This is a genomic window from Paenibacillus sp. FSL P4-0127 (genome assembly GCF_038007325.1).
GTDB classification, from domain to species: domain Bacteria; phylum Bacillota; class Bacilli; order Paenibacillales; family Paenibacillaceae; genus Fontibacillus; species Fontibacillus macerans.
In genome coordinates this window covers 4,391,287-4,407,004 of the sequence record NZ_JBBOWY010000001.1, presented here as the reverse complement: position 1 = coordinate 4,407,004, position 15,718 = coordinate 4,391,287, and the positions used below count along the sequence as shown (strand labels likewise).

Sequence of the window (15,718 nt, the reverse complement as noted above, 5' to 3'; positions counted from 1 at the left end):
CCCTGCTCCTTAACGAAGGGGATAATCGTGCAAAGGTAGGCAGCAGGCAGGAACACCGAGACACGAACGTTATCAACGCAAGAAAAACTACCGCTAAACGGCCTGGCTTCTTTGAAAATACGCTGGCAGACGTTTTTTATATGCGCAGCCAAAACCGGCAAGTATTCGTTGACACACGGTTCACCTGTAACTATACTGATTACATAACTATCATGTAACCAAACCGGTTACACTATATTGCATGAAATAGAGCATTTCGTATCCACACCAATCTTTGCGTATAGGAGGAATTTACATTTTGTCTGAGCACGTATCCATTCATCCCGCTGCCCGGATCGGCAGCGTCTATCTTAAAGTTCGCGATCTGGACCGGTCGGTGGCCTTTTATCGGGAAGTGATCGGCCTGAGCGTACTGAAGCAAAACGGAAACGTAGCCGAACTCACGGCCGACGGGAAAACACCGCTGTTGTACCTGGAAGCTAACGGGCAGTATCGGGTTATGCCGGAACGGTCGGTTTCCGGGCTGTACCATTTCGCGATCCTGGTACCGGATCGGACCGCGCTTGGCTTGGCGCTGCGCAATCTGATCAAATACCGAATTCCCGTTGGACAGGGGGATCACCTGGTGAGCGAAGCGTTATATTTAAACGATCCGGACCAAAACGGCATTGAAATCTACGCCGATCGGCCGCGCGACACCTGGCGGCGTGACGAAAGCGGCGAATATATCATGTCGACTGATCCGGTGGACGTGGATGGTTTGCTTGCCGTTTCGGAAGGAGCCGAGTGGAGGGGACTTCCGCCGGCAACGCAGATCGGCCATGTTCATTTTCATGTCGGCGATTTGCGCGAGGCGGAGCGGTTTTACTGCCAAATTCTCGGCTTTGAAATTACCGCCCATTACGGCGGGGCGGCGCTGTTTGTGTCCGCCGGCGGATACCATCATCATATCGGCCTGAATACCTGGGCCGGCGTCGGAGCTCCCCCGTCGCCGGAGGACGCGGTCGGGCTGCGTTATTTCGCGGCGGTGCTGCCGGACCTTGCGGCCCTAGGGGCCGTGGAAAGCCGGTTGGCGAATGCCAAAGCGGCCTATGAACGGGACGAGCAAGGGCGGGAAATCAGACTTACCGATCCGTTCGGCATCGGCATTAAACTAGTGATTGACCAGGCCGAATGATTTGACTCTTTCAATTGGCAAGGCTTCTCACCTATAATATTATACGATGCAATGTTATAGGAAAGGAGCGGTTGCCGTGAAGCTGTTCCCCCAGCTGGAGACGGAAAGATTTATTTTGCGCAAATTGACCGCGGAAGATGCCGGGGATTTGTTCCAGTATTTTTCCAATGACGAGGTTACGAAATATTACGACTTGGATCGGTTTGATAGTCTCCGGCAGGCCGAAGAGCTGATCCAAAACTGGAACATCCGGTATTTGGAGCGCCGCGGGTTTCGCTGGGCGATCACGGTCAAATCGGAAGGGGACCGGGTCATCGGTACATGCGGCTTCCATAACTGGTCTCAAGAGCACTATAAGGCGGAAATCGGCTACGAGCTGGATCCGGAATATTGGCGACAGGGCGTGATGAGCGAGGTGCTGCAGGAAATTTTGCGCTTTGGCTTTGAGGATTTGGGCTTAAACCGGATTGAAGCCTTTATCGACCCGGACAATATTCGTTCCAGATACCTGCTCGAGAAGATCGGTTTTCATGAAGAGGGCTATTTGAAGGAATGTTTCTTCGAGAAAAATCAATTTGTTGACGCCGTTCTGTTTGCTTTGCTGAACAAGCAGTACCTGGCCAGGCTTGAGCAATTTCATGGCAAACTTTTTAAAACTCCATAATAGAAATGAAGAAGAGATTTGCTCCGCGAAGGAGCAAGTCTCTTTTTTGCTGATGGAAATGCCCATGGAATGGGTATCATAATAATGATTGAAAACATTTAAAATTTTAATAGTACGATTGGAGGAAACGCGCTTTGAAATTGGAGAACAAAGCAGTCATCGTAACGGGAGCCGCATCGGGAATGGGCAGAGAAATCGCACTGCTGTTTGCCAAAGAAGGCGCCAAGGTCATGGTCTCGGATTTGAATTTGGAGGGCGCGAACGCCACGGTTGAACGGATTACAGCCGCAGGCGGGACGGCTCAAGCGGTGAAAACAAACGTCACTGTGGAAGAAGACATCCAGCAGTTGGTGGATGCGGCCGTTAAAGCTTTCGGCACGGTTGATATTTTGGTGAACAATGCGGGGATCATGGATAATTTCGAGCCGGCCGGCGACATCACGGATGAGCAGTGGGAGCGGGTGTTTGCCGTCAATACGACAAGCGTAATGCGTGCAACCCGGAAAGTGCTGCCGATCTTCTTGGAAAAGGAAAGCGGCGTGATCGTCAACGTTGCTTCCGCCGGAGGGTTGTACGGAGCACGTGCAGGCGCGGCGTACACCGCTTCCAAACATGCCGTGATTGGATTTACCAAAAACACCGGGTTCATGTACGCTCAAAAAGGCATCCGCTGCAATGCGATCGCTCCGGGCGGCGTGGAAACGAATATCGGGGCTTCGATGACCAATATCAATCCGTTTGGCGCTTCCAGACAACAGCTTGGCATGGCTATTAATCCGCGATTAGGCAGCGCCGAGGAAATCGCCAAAGTGGCGTTGTTCCTCGCTTCCGACGATTCCAGCTTTGTGAACGGCACCGTCATCACCGCGGATGCCGGATGGACCGCCTATTAAGCGTGTTAAGCAAGCCTCCTGATCCGGGAATGGAAAAGGAGGCTTGCTCTGTTAGCCGGTCTTCATTCACTTTTAAGATATTCCCGCTCATAAACCGTTTTGACCTTGTTCAGCACCTGTTGCGCGAATTCGGTGTAATTTAATTCTTTAACTTGGCCTTTTTCCAAATACACGCCGGCAAGATCGCGGTATGGTCCAAACGCTCCGTCGTACAACCGCCCTGCCCCGTAAGACGGCGGCTGGAAAAACAGCTTCATCATCGGTTTCACATACCATGGCAAACCGGATTTTTTGCTTTTTCGCGCGGTGTTGTTGCTGCCTGGGTCGACGCTGCGGATTTTGATTCCTTCCTTGGCGAACTCCGGAGCTGCGGCCTGCGTCCAAAGCGACAATGCCAGCTTGGAAGTGGCGTAAGAACCCAACAGCTTGCGGAACGTTTTCGGGCGGTCCGGCGAATCCGCATCGAACGGCTTCGCCATATTTGTCACGGCGGACGAGGTGTTGATCACCGTTTTGTGGCGGCCGTTTTTTAAATGCTCCTGCAACTCCATCAAAATAATATAGGGAGCGACCGTCATCAACTCATAATGGAGCTCGCGCCCCTGTGCGGAGAAGAGCAGCTTGGTGTTTGCAACCATCCGCGAAAGCCCGTCAGGGGGAGTTTTTTTGCGGATTTTTTCATTGAAGATTCCGCTATCTTTTGCCATAATAAGCGAAGCGGTTAAGCGGTTGGACCCGGCGCAGAAGCGGCGGATTCATAAATCAAAGGAGGGAACGCCGTATGAAAGGAATCATTACGGTTGTCGGGAAGGACAAAGTCGGCATTATTGCGAAGGTATGTACATATTTGGCGGATCATAACGTCAACATTCTGGATATATCGCAGACCATCATTCAAGGGTATTTCAACATGATGATGATCGTGGACATTTCGGCGCCGTCGAAATCGTTTGAGCTTCTCGTCGAAGACCTGCAGCAGTTGGGGACGTCCATCGGCGTGGAAATCAAGCTGCAGCATGAGGATATTTTCAATATCATGCATCGCATCTAAGGAACGGGAAGGGGAGAAAAACATGATTTCACGCGTGGAAGTGCAGGAAACGAACTCGATGATCCGGGAAATGAATCTCGACGTGCGCACGATTACGATGGGCATCAGTTTGATGGACTGCGCTCATGAAAGCATGGATGTATTCAACCGGAAAATCTATGACAAAATTACCCGCCTCGCGGAGAACCTGGTCAAAACCGGCGAGGATCTGGAAAAACAGTTTGGCGTTCCGATCGTCAATAAACGGATTTCCGTGACGCCGATCTCGATCGCCGCAGGCGGTATCAAAACCGATACATATGTGCCGGTCGCCGAAACGCTCGACAAAGCGGCCAAAGAGGTGGGCGTCAATTTCATCGGCGGTTTTTCCGCGCTTGTGCAAAAAGGCTTCACGGCCGGCGACCGCCTGCTGATCGAAAGCATTCCGGAAGCGCTGGCCGTGACGGAGCGGGTGTGCTCCTCGGTAAATGTCGGCTCCTCGCGCAGCGGCATCAATATGGATGCCGTCAAGCTGATGGGCGACATCATCGTGCGCACCGCCGAACGAACGGTGGACCGGGGCTCGATCGGCTGCGCCAAGCTGGTCGTGTTCTGCAACGCGGTCGAGGACAACCCGTTTATGGCCGGCGCTTTCCACGGCGTGGGCGAACAAGAATGCGTCATCAACGTCGGCGTCAGCGGACCGGGCGTGGTCAAGCGGGCTTTGAAGGAAGTGAAGGGCAAAGACTTCGAAACGTTGTGCGAAACGATCAAGCGGACGGCCTTCAAAGTGACCCGGGTCGGGCAATTGATCGCACAGGAAGCGTCTAAGCGGCTGGGCGTGCCTTTCGGGATCATCGATCTGTCGCTGGCGCCGACGCCGGAAATCGGCGATTCCATCGCGGAAATTTTTCAGACGATGGGCTTGGAGGAAGCGGGAGCGCCGGGCACGACGGCCGCGCTGGCGATATTGAACGATAACGTGAAAAAGGGCGGGGTAATGGCCTCCTCCTATGTCGGCGGACTCAGCGGGGCGTTCATCCCGGTCAGCGAGGACCACGGCATGATCGAAGCGGTGCAGCGCGGCGCGCTGACGCTGGAGAAACTGGAGGCGATGACGTGCGTCTGCTCCGTCGGGCTGGATATGATCGCGATCCCCGGCAGTACGAGCAAAGCCACGATCTCCGGCATTATCGCCGACGAGGCGGCGATCGGTATGGTGAACAACAAGACGACCGCCGTGCGCATCATTCCGGTGATCGGCAAGGATGTCGGCGAAATCGTCGAATTCGGCGGTTTGCTTGGCTATGCGCCGATCATGCCGGTCAACTCGTTTGGCTGCGCGCCGTTCATCGAGCGGGGCGGCCGCATTCCGGCGCCGATCCACAGCTTTAAAAACTAATAGATAGAACGGACGACAGGTTCCGAAAGCAGAGGTGGATGCACGTTGAACAAAACGATCGGCCTGCTGGCCCATGTCGACGCAGGCAAAACGACTTTTGCCGAAGCGTTGTTGTATCGCACGCGGGCGATCCGCAGCCGGGGAAGAGTGGATCACCGCAACGCCTTTTTGGACGGCCATGAGATCGAAAAGGCGCGCGGCATCACCGTGTTTGCCGATCAGGCGGAAATGACGTACGGGAATTCCGTTTATTTTTTGCTGGACACGCCCGGACACGTCGATTTCTCGGCGGAAATGGAACGCGCTTTGCAAGTATTGGACTACGCCGTCATTATCGTCAGCGCGGTGGAAGGTGTGGAGGGCCATACGGAAACGGTATGGGAGCTCCTTCGCGCTTACGGTATTCCGACGTTTTTTTTCATCAATAAAATCGATCGTACGGGGGCCGACCCGGAACGCGTACTGGCGGACATCCGCCGGCAGCTGACCGGTGACGCGCTGGATGTTGCCGTCTTTACCCCGGACCATTGGGAGGATTCGCTGAAAGCCTGGCTCGCCGAACGGGACGATGCGCTGCTGGAACCTTATTTCGAAGGGACGCTGAACGACAAGGAATGGACCGGCCATCTGATCCGCCTGATTCGCGGCAGGAAGGTGTTTCCGTGCCTGAAAGGGTCGGCGCTGCTGGATCTCGGCATCGACGTTTTTCTGGAGCGGCTGGATCAGCTGACGGTTGCCGCTTATGACGATGGGCCCCCTTTTGCCGGGCGGGTATATAAAATCCGTCATGACGGGCAAGGGGCGCGGATTACGTTCATTAAAGCGCTGCAGGGCGTATTGGCGGTGCGCGGCGAAGTGGAATACGGGACGGGGGAAGCCCGCAAAGCGGAGAAAATTACGGCGATCCAAAAGGTTAACGGGCAGCGTTACGCGCAAGCCGATTCGGTTAGTGCAGGCGAGCTGTTTGCCGTGACCGGATTAACCTCGGCGCTTCCCGGCCAAGGCGTCGGCGCCATTCATGACGCCGCCCCGTTCGAGCTTGCGCCGACCCTGCAATCCAAAGTGCTGTTCGCTCCCCCGCTGCACATCAAAGAAGTGCTCCGCGCGTTTCAAATGCTGGATGCGGAAGACCCGGCTTTAGGGACAAGCTGGGACGAGCATCTGCAGGAGCTGCATATTCACGTCATGGGCAAGGTCCAGCTTGAAATTTTGCAGCAGGTGGTGCGGGAGCGCTTTGGTTTTGAGGTGTCTTTCGGCCAGCCGGAAATTCTCTATAAAGAGACGATCGCGAAGCCGGTATACGGCTGCGGGCATTTCGAGCCGCTCGGCCATTACGCCGAGGTGCATTTGCGGCTAGAGCCGACGGGGCCAAACAGCAGCGTCGCGTTCGTGAACGCATGCCATCCCGACGAACTGGCGGCGGGCTATCAGAACCTGATCGGCCAGCATGTGCTGGAGCAGGAGCATCACGGGCTCTTGACCGGTTCGCCGCTCACGGACGTGCGGATCACATTGATTACCGGCCGTTCGCATAACAGGCATACCAGCGGGGGAGACTTCCGGGAAGCGTCCTTCCGGGCGATCAGACAGGCCTTGGAAAAGGCGGAAAACGTACTGCTTGAACCGGTATACCACGTGAAAATCAAAGTGGACACGGAGCATTTGGGCAAGGTGCTGACCGATATCCAGCAGGCTCATGGCCGGTTCAATCCTCCTGAGTTGACGGGAAGTTCCGCAACGATCACCGGCGTCGTTCCCGTCGCCTCCTTTATGGATTATAGTACGGTTTTGGCGTCGATGACGCACGGCAAAGGTTCCATCTCGCTGAAATTCGGCGGTTATGAAGCCTGCCATAATCCCGGAGATGTCATCCGCCTTAAAAACTACGATAAAAACGCCGATCCGGCCTATACCTCATCCTCGATCTTTTGCGCAAAGGGCCAGTCCTATTCCGTACCCTGGAATGAGGCCGAACGGCATATGCACGTTCAGGTGCAGTCCGAGCAGGCTTGGAACCCATAGATGAATGCTTAAACGCCGCTTTGTGAAACAGCCCTATTTTCCGGCTCCGGGACTTATAACCAATCCAACGTACCGCTAAAGTCATATGCTTAAGTAGATTGAAACGAAGGGAGGGCCTCACTGATGTCGTGTTTCGCAGGCGGCGGTTTTACGAGCACCGGAGTTATCCTCGTTTTGTTCATCCTTTTGGTAATTGTTTTGACTGCCTGGATCTAAATCTACTTAAACCAGGAAAGCGCATATGACGGGATTTAGGATTTACCGCCCGTGTGCGGGACATCAAGGCAGCAGGTGTTCCGTACACGGGTTTTTTAGAGAAAAGGGTGACTTCTGACAGGTCAGAAGTCACTTCCGTTTGTTGATAGTTCTTTGTTTTACGGCCCGGCGGCGGGGTATACCGCTGTTTCTTACGCTTGTCGTCGCCGCTTTGGGGAAAAATAATTTAATAAGCGGGTAAAACTGCCGAAACATCCCGACCATCTTTTGAACTTTGCCCAAGGTGCCCAAAATGCCGTCCAATCCGCCCAAACCTTTAAATAAGGAGCCGAAGCCGGACGAAGCGGGAGGGCCCGATGACGGCTGCGACGGCCCGAAAATACCGGGCAATTGCGGCCCAGGATTAAAAAGGGTGGGGGAGAGGGGACTTTGACTCATTTGAGTGGGAATAAATTGTTTGACTTTGACTTTTTTCTTTTTCCGTTTCAAGGGGTTCCATCTCCTTGGCGTTAATTAAAATCTAATGCAGTATATGTACTAACAAGCCATCTGCCCCTCCGCGCATGCACAATTTCCGCAAACGGGCCAGAAAAGGCGGTTGACAATGGCCCCAGGGGTGCATATAATTACCTATAATTCCATACGAGCAAATGTGTTGATTAGAAATAGTAAAAATGATCGAACCTTTCAGAGAGCCGTTGGTTGGTGAGAAACGGCAGCGCTCATCATTTTGAACTCGTCTATGAACAGCTGCCTGATATGTAGGGTAAGCCGGGATTCCGCCGTTACAAGGATAGATGGTGTCGGCCATCGAAAGAGATCATTTCAGAGCGTGAAATGAATTAGAGTGGTACCGCGGGATAAACCTCGTCTCTATTGCAGAGACGGGGTTTTTTTGTTGATTAAAGCCCGGGTTTAATCAGCCCCGCTTCACATAGATTGCATAACCCATTAACCGAATGATCAAGGAGGAATTTCAGATGAACCGCAAAATTATCGTGCTCGATACGACTTTAAGAGACGGTGAGCAGGTCCCTGGGGCCAAGTTGAACGTACAGCAAAAATTGGAGTTTGCCCAGCAGCTGAAGCGCCTCCGTGTAGATATTATCGAGGCCGGGTTCCCGGCCTCGTCGCAAGGGGATTTCCAGGCGGTTCGGGAAATCGCCCGCAGCATGGGCGACAGCGTCGGCATCACGGCGCTGGCCCGGGCGGTGAAAAGCGATATTGACGCCGTTTATGAGAGCGTCCGGATCGCGCAGGACCCGCTGATCCATATCGTGCTCGGCGCATCAAACGTGCATGTGGAGAAAAAATTCAACCGCTCCAAGGAGGCGGTGCTGCAAATGGGCGTCGACGCGGTCAAATACGCCAAGACGCTGCTGCCGCAGGTGCAGTACTCGACGGAGGACGCCTCGCGGGCGGACTTCGAGTATTTGTGGAAAACGATCGAAGCGGTCGTACGGGCCGGCGCCACGATGATTAACGTTCCGGATACGGTGGGATATGCGATACCGGAGGAGTATGGCGAACTGATCCGGAAAATCCATGACCGATTGAAAAACTTAAACGACAAGGTCATACTGAGCGTACATTGCCACAACGACCTTGGGTTGGCCACGGCCAATACCCTGAGCGCGGTCAAAAACGGCGCGGAAAAAATCGAGTGCACGATCAATGGTCTGGGGGAACGGGCGGGGAATACCTCATTGGAGGAAACAGTCATGGCGCTGAAGGTCAGGGAATCGCTGTACCGCTGCAGCACGAACATCGATACGACCGAACTGCTCCGGACGTCGAGACTATTGACGCATTTGACAGGGCTCGACGTGCAGGCCAACAAGGCGATCACGGGTGAAAACGCGTTTGCCCATTCCTCAGGCATCCATCAAGACGGATTGCTCAAGGATAAACAAGTGTATGAAATCATGTCACCCGAAGACGTTGGGGCGGAAAGCATGGAATTGGTGCTGACCGCACGTTCCGGCAGACACGCAGTCAAACATGCGATCGCGAAGCTGGGCTTCGATACGTCCGATACCGACGCCTTTGAGATCGTGTTCCAAAAATTCCTGGCCCTGGCCGACGCGAAAAAAGAGGTTTACGATCACGATCTGTACTACTTGCTGAACGATCAACGGGAACAAGCGGAGCACGGGAGCCGGCTGTTTGAATTGCGGTCGTTCCAGGTCGTGACGAATGATCTGTGCCCAACCGCGGCCGTGGTGCTTATGCAAAATGGGGAAGAGCTTAAGGGCAGCGCGGTCGGGGACGGACCGATCGATGCTTTGTACACGGCGATCAAAACGTTGACCGGTCTGGACGTTCATTTGACGCATTATAAAATCAACAGTATTTCGCGGGGGAAGGAAGCGGTAGGGCGCGTGAATATCCAGCTTGATTTTCAAGGCAAGACGTATGTCGGCCGGGCGATGGACACCGATATTATTAAAGCAAGCGGCCAGGCTTTCCTGAACGGCGTTAACGCCGTTATTCTGGATCAGAAGGAGAGCGTTCAAGCTTTCTGAGTTAGGTTTTCCAATCAAAACTGCCCCTCCCAGTCTAATTTTAGGATGGGGGGCCTTCCAGCGCGATGACACTTGGACCGAAGGGCCCCAGGAGGGCGGGATGCCGCCGAAGATCAACAAAGGAGTTCGCCGATACATCGGCTGAACTCTTTTGTTTTGCGCGGAGAAAACTTTGCCAAAAAATCTTGTTGTCTGAGAAACTTCTGGAAAAACTAAGGGCAAAAAAAGCCGTTATTCCAGCGATATTCGTCAATTTGAGAGAAATAGAGGCAATGTATGTCCCTATTTTTTTGAATCACAAGGAAATGATCCCGTTCTGGGGCATTCGTGGGAAAATAAGGACAAAAAGTGCCGCTAATGGAATTAACTGGCCTGGCTCCGGGATAATAAGTACATAAAAATCCGCTATTTTAGCTTCTTTAAGCGGTGACCGTTATTCATACGTTTGTGGGAGCGGCCATCAATAAAGGTTACATAAATATAGTTATGTTTACCAAAAACAGGAGGGATGCATCGCGCATCGCCTCCTGCTTACTAATGCTCGTGAAGTTGGGAAAGAGCCACGTCCTTCTCATTTTCCGGCTCGTCCAAAGGATAGATTCTGGCGGTTTCGTTTTTTTCGTCCACATGCTGAATAAAAATCGGAACCCCATCGCAGGTTACGTTTACCATCGTCGGCGAAGCGACGATTTCTTTAGCGCGTTGACTGTTCATACTAAAGACCTCCTGGAATGCAAAATATCACAAACTTGGGGAATAGGCTTCAATCGTACATAAGTTGCCCTCGCCATAGCGATGTTATGCAAACTCAAAATAAAACACTTGATCTACCTACCGAAGGTATGTAAAATTTAAGATACCTACCGAAGGTATGGAACATTTCCGTCAAACTCATGTTAAAGAAAGGACTCCAACCAAGATGAACCACACGCGAAAAGAAATCATCATCACATTAGTCGTCAATGTCGTATTGCCCTATCTGATTTACACCCTGCTCATTAAACATACCGGCAGTTTATGGGCGCTATCGGCGGCCTCCGTCGTTCCGCTGGTTGATTCGCTGTACAGTCTGATTAAAACGCGAAAAGCGGATATGTTTTCCGCCTTTATTTTCATCGGCCTGATCTTAGGCGTTGCTGCCGTGCTGCTTGGCGGGGACGAGAGGTTTATTTTGCTGAGGGAATCGTATGTAACGGGAATCATGGGACTCCTATTTTTGCTCTCTTTGCTTCTTAAGCGCCCGTTAATTTATTATTTTGCCGAGCGGTTTACGGGGCGGGATGCGAATATGGAAGAAAAATGGAGAAATTTGCCCAGGTTCCGGCATACTTTCCGGCTGCTTACCGCCGTGTGGGGGGTTGCTCTTGTGCTGGAAGCCGTTGTCAAAGTGGGGTTGGTGTATATTTTATCCGTTCCGTCATTTCTTGCGGTGTCGCCGTTTGCAAGTTATGGCATCGTGGGTGTGACGATTTGGTGGACCGTTCGTTACGTAAAGCGGGTGAAGAAGCAGGCTTCTCCGGGACTTCAACCGTCGGAATAAACATCGCTTATTTAATTGGAGGTATTTGACCATGCATGATAAAACGATGAACCCTACGCTCAAGCTGCTGCTGGAGACGGCGGAAGAAATGATTTTGGAAAAAGGCTGCCGGGCCGCCACACTGCAGGATATTGCCGTCCGGAGCGGGCTCACCAAAGGAGCGATTTATCATTATGTCAAAAGCAAAGACGAATTGTTCGCTTTAATCCTTGAATCCGGATTCGAGAAAACGAATGAGCTTTTTTTCGAATCCGTGGCTCAAGCCGCCGGCAAACCCGCCGATATCCAGGAACCGCTGAACCTGGTGTCCGGCAGGATGCAGCATGCCGCCAGTCCGGACAGTGTTTCCAACCTGATCTTCATATACTTGCTCAGCCAAAGAGATAAACCCGCCGTGGACGACATTCTGCGGCGCTATCACGAAACCGCGATCCGCAATTCGGCAAGATGGATTGAAGTCGGCAAGCGGCATGGGGTTATTCCCGCGCACATCGACGCCAACAAGGTTGCGCAGCTATTTGCCACGTTGAAGTACGGCTTGCAGGTTCAACAAATCGTTACTCCCGATGACGAAGTATTAAGCGACCGGGACATCTATGAGTTTATGCTGAACGCATTGAGCTGAGCGCTTTTGGAAATATCCCCCGCGCAAAGGCGGGGGAATGGATTAAAAGGCATTTTCGTTTTCGTAATTGTTATTCATCTTGAAATCCGCCTATATAAGCGTATTTTATTTCACGGACATGAATCCGCTGCGTTCCGTCCGGAACCTCCAAGGCAAGGGGAGAATTGCATTCCGCACAAAGCAGTTGCCTGCCGATCGGGGAGATAAAAGAGATCCGGTTGTTGTCGGGGTCGCTTTCCGTAGGGTAGACCACAGTGAACAGGTCCGTTGAACCGTCTTCCTCAAACTCCACCTTTACGCCGCTTCCGATCAGAACGACCTGATGGAGCATATCCTGCAGCGCAGTATCATCGGCCGCCAGCATGGATATCAATCGGGCGGTGTATTTTTGCAAGAGGTCGTCTATCATTTTTCGATCGCGGCTTGGCATTCCGTATAGATAAGTATCCGCAAAAAACGGGTATTGTTCGTCAAAAAATACGAGCTGGTTCACCAAATGCGTTCTGGTTCCGTCGAGGGCTTTAAAACTAGGGCTCATAGTAAATATCACCCCCAACTTGTTTTTCCCAACCAAGCGTGACCATGTCAATGGTTCTCATACAAGCAGTCCTCCTTAAAGAAAATAAGCCCGCAAGGGGCTCACACCCAGTATAACATCTTTCCTGAATATGGTCATCCGAAGGTATTCGGATGATTGGTTTAAATTGTTTACATACAAATCTATTAAACTTATATTTATAATATGTAGTGCAATTAATATAGGGTGAGGGAGGAGTTGGCTTTATGCAGTTGGGGCACAAGTCATTCGGCAAGCTTTTTGCGGCCGCTGTCATTGCGGCCGGACTTACGACCGGTACGGCCTGGGGAACAGTCAGTGCAGCCGAAAACGTAAACGGTTCGGGGGAATTCCAGCTTAGGGTGTTACATACGAATGACACGCATGCCCATCTGGACAATATCGGCCGCCGCGTCACGGCCGTGCAGGCAGCAAGAACGGGGAATACCCTGCTGCTGGATGCGGGCGACGTTTTTTCGGGAACGCTCTATTTTAATCAGTTTAGCGGCCTCGCGGACCTGTATTTTATGAACGCCATGAAATACGATGCCATGACGTTCGGGAACCATGAGTTTGATAAAGGTCCTGCGGCCTTGGCCGAGTTTGTGAAGCAGGCCAAGTTCCCGTTCGTAAGCGCGAACCTCAATTTCGACACAGAGCCGGCATTAAGCCCCATGGCGAACAGCGGGCTCGGAAAACCCGGGGAAGAAGGGAAGATTTATCCGGCCGTGATCAAGGAAATCGGCGGCGAGAAGGTGGGGATCATCGGTCTCACCACGCCGGAATCCTCCGTGCTCTCTTCGCCGGGGCCCAACATTAAGTTCAATGATGAAGCGGAAAGCGCGCAAAAGCAGGTGGATGCGCTGGAAGCGGAAGGCATCGACAAAATTATCGTATTATCGCATCTGGGTTATACGGTAGATCAGGAGCTGGCGGAAGCGGTTGATGGCATCGACATCATCGTCGGCGGCCACTCCCATACGCAGCTCGATGTTCCCGAAGTGCGCCACGCCGATACGGAACCGACGCTGATCGTTCAAACGGGCGAATATGACGAGCATTTGGGCCAACTGGATGTGACGTTTGACGACAAGGGCGTACTGAAGGAATGGAACGGCCGCTTGATCGACCTTAATGCCAAGGATGATGCCGGCAATTATGCCATTAAGGGCAATACGGAAGCGGAAGCCAAGCTGGCCGAATACGCCGCCCCGCTGGAAGAACTGAAAAAAACCGTTGTCGGCGAGTCGGACGTTGCCCTTGACGGTGAACGCAACAGCGTGCGCAAGCAGGAGACGAACCTGGGCGACCTGGTGGCCGACGGCATGCGGTCGAAAGTGATGAGCATCGTCAAGGAACCCGGTGTCAAAGGATATGTGACGATTCAGAATGGCGGCGGGATTCGCGCCTCGATCGATGCCGGCGACATAACGCTCGGCGAATTGCTGACGACGATGCCGTTCGGCAACAATCTGACCGCGCTCAAGATGACCGGCGATGAAATCATAGCGGCGTTGGAGAACGGCGTAAGCGGCGTCGAAAACGGTGAAGGGCGGTTTCCGCAGGTTTCGGGCATGCGTTTCTACTATGATTCGGCCAAGCAGCCTGAAGTCGTCGATGATGTGACCGGGGAGAAAACGCAATCCGGACAACGCATCGTGAAAGTACAAATTCAAAATGAAGACGGCACGTACGCCGACATCGATCCGAAGGCTTATTATATCGTGGCCACCAACTCCTATATGGCCGGCGGCGGAGATTTCTACAACTCGATGAAGCAGGCCAAGGACGACGGCCGTTTCTACGAGCTGAATCTGGTCGATTATGAAGTGTTCCGCGAATACCTGGACAAAGCGGGTACGGTCAACCTGAAGGCGGAAGGCCGCATCACCGATTTGAAAGGAGCGGCGCTTCCGGCCGAAGCAGGAAGCAGTGGCGAGGCCGGCGGGGAAGCGGCGGAGAATGTCGCTTCCCGGTTTACGGATATCGCTAACGATCCCAACAAGTCGGCGATTGCCCGGGCAGAGTCCGCGGGCATCATCAACGGTTACGGCGACGGCACATTCCGTCCGGATGGGCTCGTGACCCGCGCCGAATTTGCGGTGATGGTGAGCCGGGCCTTCAATCTGGGCGACGCGGCAGCCGAAACCGGATTTTCCGATGAAGACAGCATCGAGCCGTGGGCATTGCCTGCCGTTTCCGCGCTTAAGCAAGCGGGGTATACGGACGGTTTCGCCGACACCGCTTTCCGGCCTGAACAAAACTTGATCGTCAAAGAGGCTGCAGCCGTAATTTCCGCGGCGTCGGGGAAGGCTTTGAGCGGGTTGGAACTGAAAGAAACCGCGCAAGTCACCCGCAGCGATTTGGTGCTGATGATTATGTCCGCGCTGAACGAATAGGCCGGCATGTCCAAACCGTCCCACATTTACTGTGGGGCGGTTTTTTCGTTGTAGGCCATTTATGATGCATGTTGAGCCGTAACGAAATGATGCTTTGGTCCATATGATGAAGGGACCGAGGAAATGGTTTTTTACCCAGCGGAAACAGACCGACTATAAGGTACGGGACGAATCGGAGGAAGAGGGGGTAAAACAAATGCCTGCAATCGTTGGCAACGTAAAGATCATTAACATCAGTTCCGGTGGAGTGGTGCAATTTGGCGATACGCTGGTTATCTCCCCGCAGACGGCTACGAAAACATTTGCGGGCTCGGGATCGTTTAATACTGGGGATTTTCCCGTTACGAACAACGGCTTGAGTACGACCCTAACCATTGACCCCGCTGTCGTCGATGGTTCGGTCACCAAGGGAGGGACCTTAGCCTAATGATACATGTTCAGCAGACAATTACGATTCAGTGCCTTCGGGTTAACGGAATTTCAAATTCTTCAGTTTTGCAAATCGGAACAGCCGGGATCATAAAATCGTTATCCAATCTGTACAATACCGGAGGGTTTACGGGCCCTGCCCCGGAGGCAGCCCCAACCGCTCCTGGTGCCTTGCCGGGACCGGTGGTCCCTTTTGCCACCGGACGATGATTATAACCGATTCTGAATGCCAATGCGGAA

Annotated in this window: 16 protein-coding genes and 1 other annotated feature; of the genes, 13 read left to right on the top strand and 3 right to left on the bottom strand. The window is 52.9% G+C overall.

Features of this window, described 5'->3' with window-relative positions; genetic code table 11:
- Positions 1-298 precede the first annotated feature (298 nt).
- The 3 genes from NYE74_RS19905 to NYE74_RS19895 all read left to right on the top strand — a co-directional run bounded on the left by NYE74_RS19905 (position 299) and on the right by NYE74_RS19895 (position 2,734).
- Entirely contained in the window at positions 299-1,177 is an 879-nt protein-coding gene (locus tag NYE74_RS19905; RefSeq protein ID WP_036622996.1) for a VOC family protein, read from the top strand.
- A gap of 76 nt (positions 1,178-1,253) precedes the next feature.
- The gene (locus NYE74_RS19900) at positions 1,254-1,841 is read left to right on the top strand and encodes a GNAT family N-acetyltransferase (protein WP_172531694.1); all 588 of its coding nucleotides are present in this window, start codon (positions 1,254-1,256) and stop codon (positions 1,839-1,841) included.
- 134 nt (positions 1,842-1,975) lie between these two features.
- The gene (locus tag NYE74_RS19895) at positions 1,976-2,734 is read left to right on the top strand and encodes an SDR family oxidoreductase (RefSeq protein WP_155620114.1); all 759 of its coding nucleotides are present in this window, start codon (positions 1,976-1,978) and stop codon (positions 2,732-2,734) included.
- Positions 2,735-2,796: 62 nt separating this feature from the next.
- On the opposite strand, the gene NYE74_RS19890 is transcribed toward NYE74_RS19895, so the two are convergent.
- On the bottom strand, positions 2,797-3,372 hold the full coding sequence (locus NYE74_RS19890) for a short-chain dehydrogenase (RefSeq protein WP_124332127.1): 576 nt from the start codon (positions 3,370-3,372) through the stop codon (positions 2,797-2,799).
- Positions 3,373-3,515: 143 nt separating this feature from the next.
- Here NYE74_RS19890 and NYE74_RS19885 point away from each other — a divergent pair, with 143 nt between their 5' ends.
- From NYE74_RS19885 to NYE74_RS19865, 5 genes are all read left to right on the top strand, one after another.
- Positions 3,516-3,785 (top strand): ACT domain-containing protein, encoded by a 270-nt coding sequence (locus NYE74_RS19885; RefSeq protein ID WP_036622993.1) that lies wholly within the window; start codon positions 3,516-3,518, stop codon positions 3,783-3,785.
- A gap of 25 nt (positions 3,786-3,810) precedes the next feature.
- Positions 3,811-5,166: a PFL family protein gene (locus NYE74_RS19880; RefSeq protein WP_270618778.1), complete on the top strand. Its 1,356-nt coding sequence runs from the start codon at positions 3,811-3,813 to the stop codon at positions 5,164-5,166.
- Between the two features lie 45 nt (positions 5,167-5,211).
- Positions 5,212-7,188 (top strand): translation factor GTPase family protein, encoded by a 1,977-nt coding sequence (locus NYE74_RS19875; protein ID WP_341005135.1) that lies wholly within the window; start codon positions 5,212-5,214, stop codon positions 7,186-7,188.
- Positions 7,189-7,311: 123 nt separating this feature from the next.
- Complete coding sequence (locus tag NYE74_RS19870; protein WP_082207775.1) at positions 7,312-7,404, top strand: sporulation protein YjcZ; 93 nt, start codon at positions 7,312-7,314, stop codon at positions 7,402-7,404.
- Positions 7,405-8,050: 646 nt separating this feature from the next.
- Positions 8,051-8,282, top strand: a binding site (T-box leader).
- A gap of 102 nt (positions 8,283-8,384) precedes the next feature.
- Positions 8,385-9,929: a 2-isopropylmalate synthase gene (locus NYE74_RS19865; RefSeq protein WP_341005134.1), complete on the top strand. Its 1,545-nt coding sequence runs from the start codon at positions 8,385-8,387 to the stop codon at positions 9,927-9,929.
- A gap of 534 nt (positions 9,930-10,463) precedes the next feature.
- Here the strand turns inward: NYE74_RS19865 and NYE74_RS19860 are convergent.
- Positions 10,464-10,643 carry a small acid-soluble spore protein H gene (locus NYE74_RS19860; RefSeq protein WP_155620110.1) on the bottom strand — a complete coding sequence of 60 codons (180 nt, stop codon included), beginning with the start codon at positions 10,641-10,643 and terminating at the stop codon, positions 10,464-10,466.
- 205 nt (positions 10,644-10,848) lie between these two features.
- On the opposite strand from NYE74_RS19860, the gene NYE74_RS19855 reads away from it, so the two are divergent.
- Positions 10,849-11,469, top strand: a complete 621-nt coding sequence (locus tag NYE74_RS19855; protein WP_155620109.1) for a VC0807 family protein — start codon at positions 10,849-10,851, stop codon at positions 11,467-11,469.
- 31 nt (positions 11,470-11,500) lie between these two features.
- The gene (locus tag NYE74_RS19850; protein ID WP_240751761.1) at positions 11,501-12,094 is read left to right on the top strand and encodes a TetR/AcrR family transcriptional regulator; all 594 of its coding nucleotides are present in this window, start codon (positions 11,501-11,503) and stop codon (positions 12,092-12,094) included.
- Positions 12,095-12,164: 70 nt separating this feature from the next.
- Here NYE74_RS19850 and NYE74_RS19845 read toward each other — a convergent pair whose 3' ends face one another.
- The gene (locus tag NYE74_RS19845; protein ID WP_155620108.1) at positions 12,165-12,632 is read right to left on the bottom strand and encodes a GreA/GreB family elongation factor; all 468 of its coding nucleotides are present in this window, start codon (positions 12,630-12,632) and stop codon (positions 12,165-12,167) included.
- A gap of 245 nt (positions 12,633-12,877) precedes the next feature.
- Here NYE74_RS19845 and NYE74_RS19840 point away from each other — a divergent pair, with 245 nt between their 5' ends.
- The 3 genes from NYE74_RS19840 to NYE74_RS19830 all read left to right on the top strand — a co-directional run bounded on the left by NYE74_RS19840 (position 12,878) and on the right by NYE74_RS19830 (position 15,688).
- On the top strand, positions 12,878-15,049 hold the full coding sequence (locus tag NYE74_RS19840) for a 5'-nucleotidase C-terminal domain-containing protein (protein WP_341005133.1): 2,172 nt from the start codon (positions 12,878-12,880) through the stop codon (positions 15,047-15,049).
- Positions 15,050-15,245: 196 nt separating this feature from the next.
- The gene (locus tag NYE74_RS19835; protein WP_124332123.1) at positions 15,246-15,476 is read left to right on the top strand and encodes a spore germination protein; all 231 of its coding nucleotides are present in this window, start codon (positions 15,246-15,248) and stop codon (positions 15,474-15,476) included.
- Complete coding sequence (locus NYE74_RS19830) at positions 15,476-15,688, top strand: spore germination protein GerPB (protein ID WP_155620105.1); 213 nt, start codon at positions 15,476-15,478, stop codon at positions 15,686-15,688. Before NYE74_RS19835 ends, NYE74_RS19830 begins: the two co-directional genes overlap by 1 nt.
- The last annotated feature ends 30 nt before the right edge of the window (positions 15,689-15,718 follow it).